The sequence below is a fragment of the Cedecea neteri NBRC 105707 = ATCC 33855 genome (genome assembly GCF_001571265.1).
GTDB classification, from domain to species: Bacteria; Pseudomonadota; Gammaproteobacteria; order Enterobacterales; family Enterobacteriaceae; genus Cedecea; species Cedecea neteri.
The window spans coordinates 16145-31358 of record NZ_BCTL01000030.1 but is presented as its reverse complement, the minus strand read 5'-3'; the positions used below and the strand labels follow the sequence as shown (position 1 = coordinate 31358).

The following is a 15214-nucleotide window of genomic DNA, read 5'->3' as shown; positions in this document are numbered from 1 at the left end:
TGTTACTGCTTTTCGCTGCTGGTAAAAGCCTGACGGTGCAGGATAGCCGTGAACTCTTCCATGAAGTTGTCGTAATTCAATTCCAGTTTGTTCACGCGTTGGTTAAGGCGGTTGTACGCCATAACGGCCGGGATAGCAGCAAACAGACCAATCGCGGTTGCGATCAGCGCTTCAGCAATACCGGGCGCAACCATCTGCAATGTCGCCTGCTTCACCGCACCCAGGGCGATAAACGCATGCATGATCCCCCACACCGTACCAAACAGGCCGATATACGGACTGATGGAACCAACGGTGCCAAGGAAAGGAATATGGGTTTCCAGCGTTTCCAGCTCGCGACTCATTGAGATGCGCATCGCACGAGATGCCCCCTCAACCACGGCTTCTGGCGCATGGGTATTGGCGCGATGCAAACGCGCGAACTCTTTGAAGCCAGAGTAGAAGATCTGCTCGGAACCGCTCAGGTTTTCGCGACGGCCCTGGCTTTCCTGATACAGGCGAGACAGTTCGATCCCGGACCAGAACTTGTCTTCAAACGCCTCAGCTTCACGGCTGGCGGCATTAAGGATACGCGTTCGCTGAATGATGATTGCCCATGATGCGATGGAAAAACCAATCAAAATCAACATGATAAATTTGACCAAAAGGCTAGCCTTCAGGAACAAATCAAGGATATTCATGTCAGTCACTGCTTGAACTCCGCGACAATAGACTTGGGAAGCGCACGAGGCTTCATAAGGTGTGGATCAACACAAACAATCAGCACTTCAGCTTGGTTCAGTAACTGATTTTCAGCGTTGACTATTCGCTGCGTAAACACCATAGAAGTGCCGCGCATCGATGTAATTTCACTTTGGATTTCGAGTAAATCGTCGAGTCGGGCAGGCGCAAGATAATCAACCGTCATCCTGCGTACGACAAAGGCGACACGCTCCGCCAACAGGGAATGCTGGTTAAAGTTGTGCTGGCGCAGCATCTCTGTGCGTGCTCTTTCATAAAAAGCAACATAACTGGCATGGTAAACCATACCACCGGCGTCAGTGTCTTCGTAGTAAACACGAACCGGCCATCGAAACAGCGTTGTACTCACTTTACATCCCGGTAATGCAATTAAACGCTGCTTACTATACGCAAGAGAATGAGGGTTTGGAATGGATTGTTTTAAACGTTAAGTAAATTTTTATGGGCTTGTTAAAGCCCATAATTTCTGCATCGTGCAGGGGAATGCGCGACGGCATTCAGAAGAAGAAAAACAGCAGTCCAGCGATGAGCACTAAATCGGCAATCAACGGGCAGAAAATGCCCTGCCAGAGCACTTTGGTTGGGCGGAAACCCACTCCATGAATGATCCCGGCACAAACGCCCCACATCAGCAGGAAGCCATGCCAAATCTCCAGCTCACTCGTTTTGGCGGCAAAACGAGACGGGTCCCAAAAAATACACCCAGCCAGCACCAGCGCCATCACTAAGGAAAGAGCCCGCAAGGGGCTCTTGTCCATTACCGCGTACAGTTTCGCGATAACGTATTCCATCAGTGCTCTTCTTTTCCGGCTTTGCTCGCCTCAACGTGCTCGAGAGCCAGCGCGGTAATAATCCCGAATGCACACGCGAGAAGCGTGCCCAGAATCCATGCAAAATACCACATAATCAGCTCCTTATTAGTACAGAGAGGTGGAGTTGCTTTCGATGTGCTCTTTCGTGATACGACCGAACATTTTCCAGTAACACCAGGTGGTGTAGAGAAGAATGATTGGCACGAACACAATAGCAACATAGGTCATCACATTCAGCGTCAGCTGGCTGGACGTCGCATCCCACATGGTCAGGCTAGCGTTCATCATGGTGCTGGAAGGCATCACGAATGGGAACATCGCGATACCGGCAGTCAGGATCACACAGGCCAGCGTCAGCGAGGAGAAGATAAACGCCAGGGCGCCTTTCTCCAGACGAGACATGAGGATGGTCAGCAACGGCAGCACAACGCCCAGCGCAGGGATTGCCCACAGGCCTGGCATATTGTTGAAGTTCACCAACCAGGCTCCTGCCTGACGTGCCACTTCTTTAGTCAGCGGGTTAGAGGCAGCGTGATGATCCAATGCAGAGGTCACAACGTATCCATCAATGCCGTAAACCACCCAAACGCCTGCCAGTGCAAAGCAAACCATCATCACCAGTGCCGCAATCTGGGCAGCGGCTTTAGCTCGCAGATGTAACTCGCCCACGGTACGCATCTGCAGGTAGGTTGCGCCCTGTGCCACAATCATCGACACGCTAACAACACCCGCCAACAGGCCAAACGGATTCAGCAGCTGGAAGAAGTTTCCGGTGTAGTAAAGACGCAGGTACTCATCAACGTGGAAAGGTACGCCCTGCAGCAGGTTGCCGAACGCCACGCCAATCACCAGCGGCGGTACGAAGCTGCCGATGAAAATGCCCCAGTCCCACATGTTGCGCCAGCGGGTATCTTCAATCTTCGAGCGGTAGTCGAACCCGACCGGACGGAAGAACAAAGAAGCCAGCACCAGAATCATCGCCACATAGAAGCCGGAGAAGGCAGCAGCGTAAACCATTGGCCAGGCAGCAAACAGCGCGCCACCTGCGGTAATCAGCCAAACCTGGTTTCCGTCCCAGTGCGGCGCAATGGAGTTAACCATAATGCGGCGCTCAACGTCGGTGCGGCCAATCACGCGTGACAGCATGCCCACGCCCATATCGAAGCCGTCGGTGACGGCGAAGCCAATCAGCAGAACGCCGACCAGCAGCCACCAGATAAAACGCAATACTTCATAATCGATCATTTGACGACTCCTGTCTTAGCGTGCCGGCTGAGAAGCCACGTTGGACTGCTCAAAGTGATAGCGCCCTGTTTTCAGACTGCTCGGCCCAAGGCGAGCAAATTTGAACATCAGGAACAGTTCCGCCACCATAAACAGCGTGTAGAGGCCGCAAATCAGTATCATGGAGAACAGCAGGTCGCCCACGCTCAATGACGAGTTTGCAACGGCCGTTGGCAGAACTTCACCTACCGCCCAAGGCTGACGCCCATATTCCGCAACGAACCAACCGGATTCGATAGCAATCCACGGCAGTGGAATACCGTACAGCGCGGCGCGCAGCAGCCATTTTTTCGAGCCAATAGCGTTACGGGTCACGGTCCAGAAGGACACAGCAATGATGAACAGCATCAGGAAGCCGCAGGCCACCATGATACGGAACGCGAAGTAAAGCGGTGCTACGCGAGGAATGGAATCTTTGGTTGCTTTCTGAATCTGCTCTTCGGTCGCGTCGGTAACGTTTTCCGTATAGCGCTTCAGCAACAGACCATAGCCAAGGTCTTTTTTCACGTGGTTGAAGTTATCACGCACGCTTTGATCGGTTGAACCACTGCGCAGTTGCTCAAGCAGGCTGTAAGCCTTCATCCCGTTACGGATACGCTCTTCGTGCTGCACCATCAGCTCTTTCAGGCCGGTTACCGGCTTGTCGACCGAACGGGTTGCAATGATGCCCAGCGCGTAAGGAATTTGAATGGCGAAACGGTTTTCTTGCTTATCCTGGTCAGGAATACCAAACAGGGTAAACGCCGCCGGCGCTGGCTGAGTTTCCCATTCGGCTTCAATCGCGGCCAGTTTGGTTTTCTGCACGTCACCCATTTCGTAGCCAGACTCATCGCCCAGCACGATAACAGAGAGAATAGCCGCCATACCGAAGCTCGCGGCAATTGCGAAGGAACGCTTGGCAAAAGCGACGTCGCGGCCTTTCAGCAGATAGTAGGAGCTGATACCGAGCACGAACATCGCGCCACAGACATAGCCGGACGCTACGGTGTGAACGAATTTAACCTGCGCAACCGGGTTCAGGACCAGCTCGGCAAAGCTGACCATTTCCATACGCATGGTTTCGAAGTTGAAGTCGGAAGCGATAGGGTTTTGCATCCAGCCGTTAGCGACCAGAATCCACAGCGCGGAGAGGTTGGAGCCCAATGCTACCAGCCAGGTAACGGCCATATGCTGAACTTTGCCGAGGCGATCCCAGCCAAAGAAGAACAGACCAACAAAGGTAGATTCGAGGAAGAATGCCATCAGGCCTTCGATCGCCAGCGGCGCACCGAAGATATCCCCTACATAGTGAGAATAGTAAGACCAGTTAGTCCCGAACTGGAACTCCATGGTCAAACCGGTTGCCACCCCCAGCGCAAAGTTGATTGCAAACAACTTGCCCCAGAATTTGGTCATATCTTTATAAATCTGCTTACCTGACAGCACATAGACCGTTTCCATGATGGCCAGCAAGAACGCCATACCTAGCGTCAGCGGCACAAACAGGAAGTGGTACATCGCGGTCAAGGCAAACTGTAAGCGCGACAGTTCGACAATATCAAACATCTTGACTCCTTGCTCTTCGCATGAAGACTTCGACTGTGGTTCACCGGGAGGTTTCCCACAAGCATGCCCTAATACAAATACATTCGCTTCCAGTCCCCCTTTTTCTCGCCCACTTTATTCAAATGTGAAATCAAAAGGTGAAAGGTTACAAACACGTTAATTAAATCAAAAATAACCCGTAATTATATTACCCTGCAATTCCCTTACAATAAACAGGTCTTTGCTTAATGTTTTTTACGTTTTACGACGGCGATCAATTTATAGCTAAAACACCGTTATTCGGCCAGTTTGATCTGCAGCAATTTTGCCCCTTTATACCCTGCAAAGCCAGCTTTAAACCTTGATCCAAAACAATTTACATTGGTAATGTTAATTATTTTTCAATAGAGAATTAATCGTGAATTTGTTGTTAACGATATGTTTTGGCACTTCGCTTTAGGTTAATTTCGTGGCGCTTATTCTCAACATAAGGCGGATATTTAAACCTGAACCTTAAATTTACCCTTTGCCCACCGGGTCATCTTTACACTATTTATCCGCTATCTTTTGTTGTGATTTCGGCACCCTCTTTTTAATATTCACAAATAATTCACTTTTGATATAAATTAAATTAACAAATCATTATTTTTTATAAGGTTACAGAGTGAAAATATCGCGATGAGAAATTATTCAGGAAAAGAATAAAGGCGAGGGAATGCGCGATGCAGCGCAAGATGAAGCTGGGTTATCAAGGCAGAAACATAAAAAAAGGCCACCCAGGGTGGCCAACCATGTCGAACACTTATTATTACTGTTTCCCCCGCTTACGCGGGGGCATCTGCTTACTGCGGCAGAATAGCTTTCAGCGCATCGCCAATGTCGGCGAGGCTGCGAACGGTTTTCACGCCAGCGGCTTCCAGAGCAGCGAATTTCTCATCCGCAGTTCCCTTCCCGCCCGCAATGATGGCGCCCGCGTGGCCCATACGCTTGCCTTTAGGCGCGGTAACGCCGGCAATGTAGCCCACAACAGGTTTGGTCACGTGCTCTTTAATATAGGCAGCCGCTTCTTCTTCTGCGCTCCCGCCGATTTCACCGATCATCACAATGGCTTCGGTTTTCGGGTCTGCCTGGAACATCTTCAGGATATCAATGAAGTTGGAGCCAGGAATCGGGTCACCGCCGATACCAACGCAGGTTGACTGGCCGAGGCCGATGTCGGTGGTCTGCTTAACGGCTTCATAGGTCAGCGTCCCGGAACGGGAAACGATGCCTACTTTGCCCGGCAGGTGAATGTGCCCCGGCATGATGCCGATTTTGCATTCGCCTGGGGTGATAACGCCCGGGCAGTTTGGCCCGATCATACGCACGCCAGCTTCATCCAGTGCCACTTTCACGGTCAGCATATCCAGCGTAGGGATGCCTTCGGTGATGGTGATAATCAGCTTGATGCCCGCGTCAATCGCTTCCAGGATGGAGTCTTTGCAGAACGGGGCTGGAACGTAAATAACGGAAGCAGTCGCGCCGGTAGCTTCAACGGCTTCACGCACGGTATTGAATACCGGCAGACCCAGATGTTCAGTACCGCCTTTGCCTGGCGTCACTCCGCCAACCATTTGCGTCCCGTAGGCAATCGCCTGTTCGGAGTGGAAAGTCCCCTGGCTGCCGGTAAAGCCCTGGCAAATTACCTTGGTGTTTTTATCGATCAAAATGGACATTATTTCCCCTCCACGGCAGCAACAACCTGCTGTGCTGCGTCCGTCAGACTTTTCGCTGCAATGATGTTCAGGCCGCTATCCGCCAGTTTCTTCGCGCCCAGTTCGGCGTTGTTACCTTCCAGACGCACTACCACCGGCACGTTAACGCCCACTTCAGCTACCGCGCCGATAATGCCGTCAGCAATCAGGTCGCAGCGTACGATACCACCGAAGATGTTCACCAGAACGGCTTTTACTTTGTCGTCTGACAGGATGATTTTGAACGCTTCAGTTACACGCTCTTTGGTCGCGCCGCCGCCAACGTCCAGGAAGTTAGCCGGCTCGCCGCCGTGCAGCTTAACGATGTCCATGGTGCCCATTGCCAGGCCCGCACCGTTAACCATGCAGCCGATGTTGCCGTCCAGCGCCACGTAGTTCAGCTCCCACTGTGCAGCCTGAGCTTCACGCGGGTCTTCCTGAGACTGATCGCGCATTTCACGCAGGTCCGGCTGACGGAACAGCGCGTTACCGTCGGCACCCAGTTTGCCGTCGAGGCAGATCAGATCGCCCTGCTTAGTGATCACCAGCGGGTTGATTTCGATCAGCGCCAGGTCGCGCTCAAGGAAAATAGTCGCCAGACCCATAAAGATCTTGGTGAACTGCTGAACCTGTTTACCTTCCAGACCCAGTTTGAACGCCAGCTCACGACCCTGATAAGGCATTGGGCCCGCCAGCGGATCCAGCGCAACTTTGTGGATCAGGTGTGGGGTTTCTTCCGCCACTTTTTCGATTTCCACGCCGCCTTCGGTGGAAGCCATGAAGACTACGCGGCGAGAGCTACGGTCAACAACCGCGCCCAGGTACAGCTCTTTGTCGATGTCGGTTGCAGCTTCAACCAGAATCTGGTGTACAGGCTGGCCGTTGGCGTCCGTCTGGTAGGTCACCAGACGTTTGCCCAGCCAGTGCTCAGCAAAAGCACGAATGTCTTCTTTGCTGTTAACCACTTTCACACCGCCCGCTTTACCGCGGCCACCGGCATGAACCTGACATTTCACCACCCAAGGACCCGCGCCAATTTTAGAGGCGGCTTCTTCCGCTTCACGCGGTGTGGTGCAGGCGTAACCGACGGGTGCCGGCAAACCATACCGAGCAAACAACTGTTTCGCCTGATATTCGTGTAAGTTCATGAGTTCTATCCATCCAGATAAAGAGCATTAATGCTCGGGGTAAGGTTAGATTTGGTTGTAGGGGCGGGTGTCATAGCACCCGCCAGAGTCTTGTTTGACTACACGTCCAGCAGCAGACGAGTTGGATCTTCCAGCAGCTCTTTAATCGCTACCAGGTAACCCACGGACTCGCGGCCATCGATCAGACGGTGATCGTAAGAGAGCGCCAGATACATCATCGGCAGGATCTCAACTTTACCGTCAACCGCCATTGGGCGGTCTTTGATGGCGTGCATGCCCAAGATCGCGCTCTGCGGTGGGTTGATGATTGGCGTAGACATCAGAGAACCGAAGACGCCACCGTTGGTGATGGTGAAGTTACCGCCGGTCAGCTCTTCCACGGTCAGCTTGCCGTCACGGCCTTTCACCGCCAGCTCTTTGATGCGTTTTTCGATGTCGGCCATCCCCAGGGTATCAACATCTTTCAGCACTGGCGTTACCAGGCCACGCGGGGTAGAAACCGCGATGCTGACGTCGAAGTAGTTATGGTAAACCACGTCTTCGCCGTCGATAGAAGCATTCACTTCCGGATAGCGTTTCAGCGCTTCAACAACCGCTTTAATGTAGAAGGACATGAAGCCCAGACGCACGCCGTGACGTTTTTCAAACGCTTCACCGTACTGCTTACGCAGTTCCATGATTGGCTTCATGTTCACTTCGTTGAAGGTTGTGAGCATGGCGGTGGAGTTTTTCGCTTCCAGCAGACGCTCGGCCACGCGCTTACGCAGACGGGTCATCGGCACGCGTTTTTCGCTGCGGCCAGCCAGTGGAGCAACTGGCGCCTGAGATGCTTCTGCGGCTTTCGCCTGTGCAGGCTGTTTTGCTTTCGCTTCGCTCAGGTGTTTTTCAACGTCTTCACGAGTGATACGGCCACCTACGCCGCTGCCTTTGATAGCGCTGGCGTCGAGGTCATTTTCTGCAATCAGACGGCGGATAGCCGGGCTGAGGGCATCGTTATTCTGCTCTTCCAGAGAAGCCTGCTGGCGCTGAGCCGGGGTGGACTCTTTGCTGTCAGACTTAACGGAGGTTTCTTTCCCGCCGCTGTTGCCTTCACGCAGGCGACCCAGAATCTGACGAGAAGTCACGGTCGTGCCTTCGTCTTCCAGTACCGCATCCAGAATGCCGTCCGCTGAAGCAGGGACTTCCAGCACCACTTTGTCAGTTTCGATTTCAACCAGCACTTCGTCACGTTTGACGCTGTCGCCCGGTTTTTTATGCCAGGTTGCCACTGTCGCGTCGGCTACGGACTCAGGCAGGTCAGGAACTAGAATATCTACGCTACTCATTATTTATCCTTTAATTTATTCGACGTTCAGCGCGTCATTAACCAGATCTTGCTGCTGCTTCTGGTGAACGGACATATACCCTACCGCCGGAGAGGCGGAGGCCGGGCGACCTGCATAACGCAGGGCTGACCCAAACGGAATCACTTCGCGGAGGTGGTGTTGGCTGCAGTACCAGGCGCCCTGGTTCAGCGGCTCTTCCTGGCACCAGACAAAATCATGCACGTGAGCGAACGGCTTCAGCGCTTCCTGTACCGCCTGATGCGGGAACGGATAGAGCTGCTCGATACGCACAATCGCCACATCCTTCTGGTCGTTCTTGCGACGCTGCTCAAGCAGGTCGTAGTAAACCTTACCGGAACACAGTACTACACGCTTCACGCCTTTAGGATCCAGTTCGTCAATCTCACCAATTGCCGGCAGGAAAGTGCCGTTGGCCAGTTCGTCGAGGCTGGAAACCGCCAGCGGATGGCGCAGCAGAGATTTCGGTGACATCACGACCAGCGGACGGCGCATCCCGCGCAGCGCCTGACGACGCAGCATGTGATAAACCTGAGCCGGCGTAGACGGGACGCAAACCTGCATGTTCTGCTCGGCGCACAGCTGAAGGTAGCGCTCCAGACGCGCGGAGGAGTGCTCTGGGCCCTGACCTTCATAGCCGTGCGGCAGCAGCATCACCAGGCCACACATACGGCCCCATTTCTGTTCGCCGGAGCTGATGAACTGGTCAATCACAACCTGAGCACCGTTAGCGAAGTCGCCAAACTGGGCTTCCCAAATGGTCAGCGTGCGTGGTTCTGCCGTGGCGTAACCGTATTCAAAGGCCAGCACCGCTTCTTCAGACAGCACGGAATCCCAGACTTTGAAAATGCCCTGGCTGTTATGCACGTGCGCCAGCGGCGTATAGGTAGAACCGTTGCTCTGGTTATGGATAACCGCATGGCGGTGGAAGAAGGTACCGCGACCCGCATCTTCACCGGACAGACGGACGGACACGCCTTCGTCGACCAGCGTGGCGTAAGCCAGGTTCTCCGCAGCGCCCCAGTCGAACAGCTTGTTACCGCTCGCCATTTCCTGACGATCGCCGTAAATCTTAGCCACGCGAGACTGCATTTCTACGGCTTCCGGCACGGTGCTGATGCGCTTAGCCAGTTCCTGCACGCGCTTCATCTCAACCTTGTTCGGGTAGCTTTCGTCCCACTCGTGGTTGAGGTACGGCGACCAGGTAAAGGAGTGCATGTTCATCGGACGCCATTCGTTGACGACGCATTCACCGGCATCCAGCGCATCGCGGTACAGATTCACCATTTCGGTGGCATCTTCCAGCGTGGCCAGTTTGTCCTGCTCCAGCTTGTCGGCGTAAATCTTACGTGGGGTCGGATGTTTTTTGATTTTCTGGTACATCACTGGCTGAGTTGCGCTTGGCTCATCAGCTTCGTTATGACCGTGGCGACGATAGCAAACCAGATCGATAAACACGTCGCGTTTGAAGGTATTACGGAAGTCCAGCGCCAGACGAGTCACGAAGGCAACGGCTTCCGGGTCATCTGCATTGACGTGGAAAATCGGTGCCATCACCATCTTACCGATATCGGTACAGTACGGCGTGGAGCGTGCATCCAGCGGGTTAGAGGTGGTGAAACCAATCTGGTTGTTGATAACGATACGTACGGTACCGCCCACTTCATAACCACGCGCTTTGGACATGTTCAGGGTTTCCTGAACCACGCCCTGCCCGGCTACAGCGGCATCACCGTGAATGGTGATCGGCAGAACCTGGTTGCTGCCTGGCTTATCCAGACGATCAAGGCGCGCACGCACGGAACCGATAACCACCGGGCTAACGATTTCAAGGTGAGACGGGTTAAACGCCAGCGCCAGGTGAACCAGGCCGCCTTCGGTTTCAACATCGGAAGAGAAGCCCATGTGGTACTTCACGTCACCGGTACCAAGGTGTTCTTTATGTTTGCCCGCAAATTCGTCGAACAGATCCTGCGGTTTTTTACCCAGCACGTTGATCAGCACGTTAAGACGACCGCGGTGCGCCATACCCAGCACCACTTCGCGCGTGCCGCTCTTACCGGCGTGGCGAATCATCTCTTTAAGCATCGGAACCAGCGCGTCTCCGCCTTCCAGCGAGAAGCGTTTCGCCCCAGGGAATTTGGCACCCAGGTAACGTTCCAGACCTTCTGCTGCAGTCAACTCGCTCAGGAAGCGTTTTTTCTCTTCCGGCGTAAAGGTTGACTGGCCCACCACAGATTCAATGCGCTGCTGGATCCAGCGTTTTTCTTCTGTGTTGGTAATGTGCATGTATTCGGCGCCAATAGAGCCGCCGTAGGTTTGTTGCAGTGCGTCAATCAGATCCGCAAGCTTCATGGTTTCTTTGCCGCCGGCAAAAGAACCCACGTTAAAACTCTGCTGCAGATCCTCATCCGTCAGGTTGTGGAAAGCCGGATCCAGATCGGGAACGGATTCTTGCTTCCACAGGCCAAGCGGATCGAGGTTAGCTGCCTGATGCCCGCGGAAACGCCAGGCGTTGATCAGCTGCAGAACCTTAACTTGCTTAACGTCAGTGTCAGGATCGGTGATTGCGGTGGAGTAACGTGAGGCATCCTTCGCCAGACGACGGAAATAATCACGCGTTTTTGAATGGAATTGATCCGGTCTGGCTCCGGTGCCAGCTAACTGCTGGAACATGGTGCGCCAGTGCGCATCAACAGAGTCAGGATCGGTTAAGAAGTCTTCATAGAGCTGCTCTATGTAGGACTGGTTTGCGCCCGCCAGCCAGGAAGAGTCCAGCCAGGGCTTCATCGCGCCGTTCTGCATCGTGATCCCTTAAGCAAATTTATGCTTATTTCGCCGTGGATAACTATAACGCACACCGTAGGGTATACAGGTATACGTTCCAGGGTTCACTTTCTTCGAGCCTGTTGCCGTGGAGGGCGGCCCGCGAAGGAACCTTTAGAAACTGTCTTAAGGGTTTCCCCTCACCCCTTCCCTCTCTCCCCATAAGAGAGAGGGGGAAGATCGTCGGCAGTTTTTAAAGATTTCCTGCAATTTGTACCCTCTCCCCTGCGAGGAAAGGGTACTTTTCTTACTTAAGCGCTTTTTTGCAACAGCATCGACTTGATATGGCCGATAGCTTTCGTCGGGTTCAGCCCCTTAGGACAGACACTGACGCAGTTCATAATGCTGTGGCAGCGGAATACGCTGAAAGCATCGCTCAGGCCGTCCAGACGCGCGTCGGTTTCGGTGTCGCGGCTGTCGATCAGGAAACGATACGCCGCCAGCAAACCGGCCGGGCCGATAAACTTGTCCGGGTTCCACCAGAACGATGGGCAGGAGGTCGAGCAGCAGGCGCAAAGAATACACTCGTACAGACCATCCAGTTTTTCACGCTGCTCCGGCGACTGTAAATGCTCGCGAGCGGGTGGATTTTGCCCATTATTCAACAAGTAAGGCTTAATCTTCTCATATTGAGTATAGAATTGCCCCATGTCCACCACCAAATCGCGGATCACCGGCAGGCCGGGCAGAGGACGGATGACTATCTTCTGTTTGCCGTTGCCGAGCGCCGAGATTGGCGTGATACAGGCCAGACCGTTTTTGCCGTTCATGTTCAGGCCGTCAGAGCCACAAACGCCCTCGCGGCAGGAACGACGGAATGACAGACTAGGATCTTTTTCTTTCAGCTGCATTAAAGCGTCAAGCAGCATCATATCGCGACCATCTTCCGCTTCCAGGGTGTAATCCTGCATACGCGGAGCGTCGTCTACATCCGGGTTATAACGATAAACTGAGAATTCGAGTTTCATTGTCCTGTCTCCGCATTAATAAGTACGAATCTTCGGCGGGAACGCCGGACGCAGTTTCGGTTCCATGTTGACGCTACGACGCGTCATGGACTCCGACTCTGGCAGATACAGGGAATGGCACAGCCAGTTTTCGTCATCACGATCCGGGAAGTCGAAGCGGCTATGCGCGCCACGGCTCTCGGTACGGAAGTTTGCCGACACCGCAGTGGCGTAAGCGGTTTCCATCAGGTTATCCAGCTCCAGACACTCGACGCGCTGGGTGTTGAACTCGCTGGAAGTGTCGTCCAGACGGGCATTTTTCAGACGCTCGCGGATCGCTTTCAGTTGCTCAAGCCCTTTGGCCATCGCATCGCCTTCACGGAACACCGAGAAGTTGTGCTGCATACATTCCTGCAGCGCTTTGCGGATTTCCACCGGATCTTCACCGTTACGGTTGCCGTTCCAGCGGTTAAGGCGCTCAAGAGAGGCGTCAATTTCAGCTTCGGTTGCATCAAGCAGATCGCCCTGCTCGGCAATAGATTCCTGCAGATGCAGGCCGACAGCACGACCGAACACCACCAGGTCAAGCAGGGAGTTGCCGCCCAGGCGGTTCGCACCGTGCACGGAAACACACGCGATTTCACCCACGGCGAACAGGCCAGGGATAACCACATCTTCGCCCTGCTCGTTCACGGTCAGCGCCTGACCGGTTACTTTGGTCGGAATGCCGCCCATCATGTAGTGGCAGGTTGGGATAACCGGAATCGGCTCTTTCACCGGATCGACGTGGGCGAAGGTACGGGACAGTTCCAGAATGCCCGGCAGGCGGGATTCCAGCACTTCTTTACCCAGATGGTCGAGCTTCAGTTTGGCGTGTGGGCCCCACGGACCATCACAGCCACGACCTTCACGGATTTCGATCATGATGGAACGAGCCACCACGTCACGACCCGCCAGGTCTTTCGCATTCGGGGCATAACGCTCCATGAAGCGCTCGCCGTGTTTGTTCAGCAGGTAACCGCCTTCACCACGACAGCCTTCTGTGACCAGAACCCCTGCCCCGGCGATACCGGTTGGGTGGAACTGCCACATTTCCATATCCTGCACCGGCACGCCAGCGCGGATAGCCATGCCCACGCCGTCACCGGTATTAATGTGGGCGTTGGTGGTGGACTGATAGATACGGCCCGCACCGCCTGTCGCCAGCACGGTTGCGCGGGCTTTGAAGTAAACCACTTCTCCGGTTTCGATGCACAGTGCGGTACAGCCAACCACGGCGCCATCGGCGTTTTTCACCAGATCCAGCGCATACCACTCAGAAAAGATGGTGGTGTGGTTTTTCAAGTTCTGCTGATACAAGGTGTGCAGCAGCGCGTGGCCGGTACGGTCAGCTGCGGCGGCAGTACGTGCCGCCTGCTCGCCGCCGAAGTCTTTTGACTGGCCGCCGAACGGACGTTGATAAATGGTACCGTTTTCCAGACGGGAGAAAGGCAGGCCCATATGGTCCAGTTCCAGAATCGCTTCCGGGCCGGTTTTACACATGTATTCAATGGCGTCCTGGTCACCGATGTAGTCGGAACCTTTTACCGTGTCATACATGTGCCATTCCCAGTTATCTTCATGGGTATTACCGAGCGCCACGGTGATGCCACCCTGCGCGGATACGGTATGGGAACGGGTAGGGAACACTTTAGAAAGCAGCGCACAGGTCTGGCCGCTCTGGGAAATCTGTAGCGCCGCGCGCATACCTGCGCCGCCGGCACCAATCACTACAGCATCAAATTCTCTGACTGGCAGTTTCATTACACACCCCACACCACAACGAATCCATAAATGACGTAAACCAACAGCGCGACAACAATCAGCAGCTGTAAAGGAAGGCGAATCGCCAGCGGTTTAACGTAGTCGGTCAACACCTGCCACATGCCAATCCAGGCATGAATCAAAATAGAGAATAGTGCCAGCAGGGTGAAAACTTTGGTGAAGGCAGAGGCAAAGAAGCCGTGCCAGACGTCGTAGGTCAGCTCGCTGGTGAAAGCGAAGAAACCAATCATGTAGATGATGTACAGGGTGAGTACGATGGCGGTAGCGCGAACCAGCACATAATCGTGCACGCCATTGCGACCCAATGCGGAGGCATTGCTTACCATACGAGGACTCCTGCAAGAATTGAAAGCACGACAGTAATAACAAAGGAGATATGTGCGGATCGTTTGCCCGCTACAAAGGTCTCTTCCAGATAGCCAAAGTCCATCAGCAGATGGCGAATACCGACCACCACGTGATAGGCCAGAGCCGTCAGAATGCCCCACATTATAAATTTAACGATAAAGCTGCTCATCACGGCGGAAGCGGTCAGAAAACCTTCCGGGGAGGAGAGTGACAGTCCCAGCAACCAAAGCAGAATGCCGACCGCCACAAATGTGATCACGCCGGAAACGCGGTGGAGGATGGAAGCGATTGCAGTGACGGGGAACCGGATCGTTTTCAGGTCCAGATTGACAGGTCGTTGTTTTTTCACGTTTCTTATCATGAATAGCGCCCACATGCTCTTCTTATTGTTTCCTTCCTCCGGATCTGCATTCGGGGTCAGACAGCGCTAACTTTCTATAACTGTGCGTCATGCAAAAAACAGCTACATCCAGAGGCCAGAGATCTGGCTACAACGCTGGGTGGCTCCCGGTAGCAGGGTGTTCCGGAGACCTGGCGGCAGTATAGGCTCTTCACAAAATCATTACAATTAACCCACATAATGTTTGAAGGGTTTTGCTCGGAACAGTGAGCAGGATCACGATAACAACATTATTTTAAATTTTAATCATCTGATTTGACAAAAGTTAAACATTCTTGTTACAA

The 15214-nt window shown here is 53.7% G+C and carries 14 protein-coding genes; all 14 read right to left on the bottom strand.

Features of this window, described 5'->3' with window-relative positions:
- Nucleotides 1-2: 2 nt before the first annotated feature.
- The 14 genes from tolQ to sdhC all read right to left on the bottom strand — a co-directional run bounded on the left by tolQ (nucleotide 3) and on the right by sdhC (nucleotide 14906).
- Complete coding sequence (tolQ, locus tag CNE01S_RS13490; protein WP_061276741.1) at nucleotides 3-689, bottom strand: Tol-Pal system protein TolQ; 687 nt, start codon at nucleotides 687-689, stop codon at nucleotides 3-5.
- Nucleotides 686-1090 (bottom strand): tol-pal system-associated acyl-CoA thioesterase, encoded by a 405-nt coding sequence (gene ybgC, locus CNE01S_RS13485; RefSeq protein WP_008456156.1) that lies wholly within the window; start codon nucleotides 1088-1090, stop codon nucleotides 686-688. The genes tolQ and ybgC overlap by 4 nt, the downstream gene beginning before the upstream one ends.
- Nucleotides 1091-1238: 148 nt before the next feature.
- Nucleotides 1239-1532, bottom strand: a complete 294-nt coding sequence (ybgE, locus tag CNE01S_RS13480; RefSeq protein WP_039291236.1) for a cyd operon protein YbgE — start codon at nucleotides 1530-1532, stop codon at nucleotides 1239-1241.
- Complete coding sequence (cydX, locus tag CNE01S_RS13475) at nucleotides 1532-1645, bottom strand: cytochrome bd-I oxidase subunit CydX (RefSeq protein WP_008456153.1); 114 nt, start codon at nucleotides 1643-1645, stop codon at nucleotides 1532-1534. The genes ybgE and cydX overlap by 1 nt, the downstream gene beginning before the upstream one ends.
- 13 nt (nucleotides 1646-1658) lie before the next feature.
- Nucleotides 1659-2798 carry a cytochrome d ubiquinol oxidase subunit II gene (gene cydB / locus CNE01S_RS13470; RefSeq protein WP_061276739.1) on the bottom strand — a complete coding sequence of 380 codons (1140 nt, stop codon included), beginning with the start codon at nucleotides 2796-2798 and terminating at the stop codon, nucleotides 1659-1661.
- A 15-nt stretch (nucleotides 2799-2813) separates the two neighbouring features.
- Complete coding sequence (gene cydA / locus CNE01S_RS13465) at nucleotides 2814-4382, bottom strand: cytochrome ubiquinol oxidase subunit I (protein ID WP_061276737.1); 1569 nt, start codon at nucleotides 4380-4382, stop codon at nucleotides 2814-2816.
- Nucleotides 4383-5203: 821 nt separating this feature from the next.
- Nucleotides 5204-6076: a succinate--CoA ligase subunit alpha gene (sucD, locus tag CNE01S_RS13460; protein WP_008456147.1), complete on the bottom strand. Its 873-nt coding sequence runs from the start codon at nucleotides 6074-6076 to the stop codon at nucleotides 5204-5206.
- Entirely contained in the window at nucleotides 6076-7242 is a 1167-nt protein-coding gene (gene sucC / locus CNE01S_RS13455; protein WP_039291227.1) for an ADP-forming succinate--CoA ligase subunit beta, read from the bottom strand. The genes sucD and sucC overlap by 1 nt, the downstream gene beginning before the upstream one ends.
- A 98-nt stretch (nucleotides 7243-7340) precedes the next feature.
- A complete protein-coding gene (odhB, locus tag CNE01S_RS13450) occupies nucleotides 7341-8567 on the bottom strand; it encodes a 2-oxoglutarate dehydrogenase complex dihydrolipoyllysine-residue succinyltransferase (RefSeq protein WP_061276735.1) in 1227 nt (408 codons plus the stop codon).
- Nucleotides 8568-8582: 15 nt separating this feature from the next.
- Nucleotides 8583-11390, bottom strand: coding sequence for a 2-oxoglutarate dehydrogenase E1 component (sucA, locus tag CNE01S_RS13445; protein WP_061276733.1), 2808 nt, complete (start codon nucleotides 11388-11390; stop codon nucleotides 8583-8585).
- Between the two features lie 272 nt (nucleotides 11391-11662).
- Nucleotides 11663-12379, bottom strand: a complete 717-nt coding sequence (locus tag CNE01S_RS13440; protein WP_061276730.1) for a succinate dehydrogenase iron-sulfur subunit — start codon at nucleotides 12377-12379, stop codon at nucleotides 11663-11665.
- Between the two features lie 15 nt (nucleotides 12380-12394).
- Nucleotides 12395-14161, bottom strand: coding sequence for a succinate dehydrogenase flavoprotein subunit (gene sdhA, locus CNE01S_RS13435; protein WP_038474589.1), 1767 nt, complete (start codon nucleotides 14159-14161; stop codon nucleotides 12395-12397).
- Nucleotides 14161-14508, bottom strand: coding sequence for a succinate dehydrogenase membrane anchor subunit (gene sdhD / locus CNE01S_RS13430; protein ID WP_038474592.1), 348 nt, complete (start codon nucleotides 14506-14508; stop codon nucleotides 14161-14163). The genes sdhA and sdhD overlap by 1 nt, the downstream gene beginning before the upstream one ends.
- Complete coding sequence (gene sdhC, locus CNE01S_RS13425) at nucleotides 14502-14906, bottom strand: succinate dehydrogenase cytochrome b556 subunit (protein ID WP_039291221.1); 405 nt, start codon at nucleotides 14904-14906, stop codon at nucleotides 14502-14504. The genes sdhD and sdhC overlap by 7 nt, the downstream gene beginning before the upstream one ends.
- Nucleotides 14907-15214 lie beyond the last annotated feature (308 nt).

Coding starts and splice junctions, on each gene's coding strand:
- CNE01S_RS13440 (WP_061276730.1), bottom strand. CDS start 12,379: ATGAAACTCGAATTCTCAGTTTATCGTTATAACCCGGATGTAGACGAC.
- odhB (WP_061276735.1), bottom strand. CDS start 8,567: ATGAGTAGCGTAGATATTCTAGTTCCTGACCTGCCTGAGTCCGTAGCC.
- sdhA (WP_038474589.1), bottom strand. CDS start 14,161: ATGAAACTGCCAGTCAGAGAATTTGATGCTGTAGTGATTGGTGCCGGC.
- cydA (WP_061276737.1), bottom strand. CDS start 4,382: ATGTTTGATATTGTCGAACTGTCGCGCTTACAGTTTGCCTTGACCGCG.
- sdhC (WP_039291221.1), bottom strand. CDS start 14,906: ATGTGGGCGCTATTCATGATAAGAAACGTGAAAAAACAACGACCTGTC.
- cydB (WP_061276739.1), bottom strand. CDS start 2,798: ATGATCGATTATGAAGTATTGCGTTTTATCTGGTGGCTGCTGGTCGGC.
- cydX (WP_008456153.1), bottom strand. CDS start 1,645: ATGTGGTATTTTGCATGGATTCTGGGCACGCTTCTCGCGTGTGCATTC.
- sdhD (WP_038474592.1), bottom strand. CDS start 14,508: ATGGTAAGCAATGCCTCCGCATTGGGTCGCAATGGCGTGCACGATTAT.
- ybgE (WP_039291236.1), bottom strand. CDS start 1,532: ATGGAATACGTTATCGCGAAACTGTACGCGGTAATGGACAAGAGCCCC.
- sucD (WP_008456147.1), bottom strand. CDS start 6,076: ATGTCCATTTTGATCGATAAAAACACCAAGGTAATTTGCCAGGGCTTT.
- sucC (WP_039291227.1), bottom strand. CDS start 7,242: ATGAACTTACACGAATATCAGGCGAAACAGTTGTTTGCTCGGTATGGT.
- sucA (WP_061276733.1), bottom strand. CDS start 11,390: ATGCAGAACGGCGCGATGAAGCCCTGGCTGGACTCTTCCTGGCTGGCG.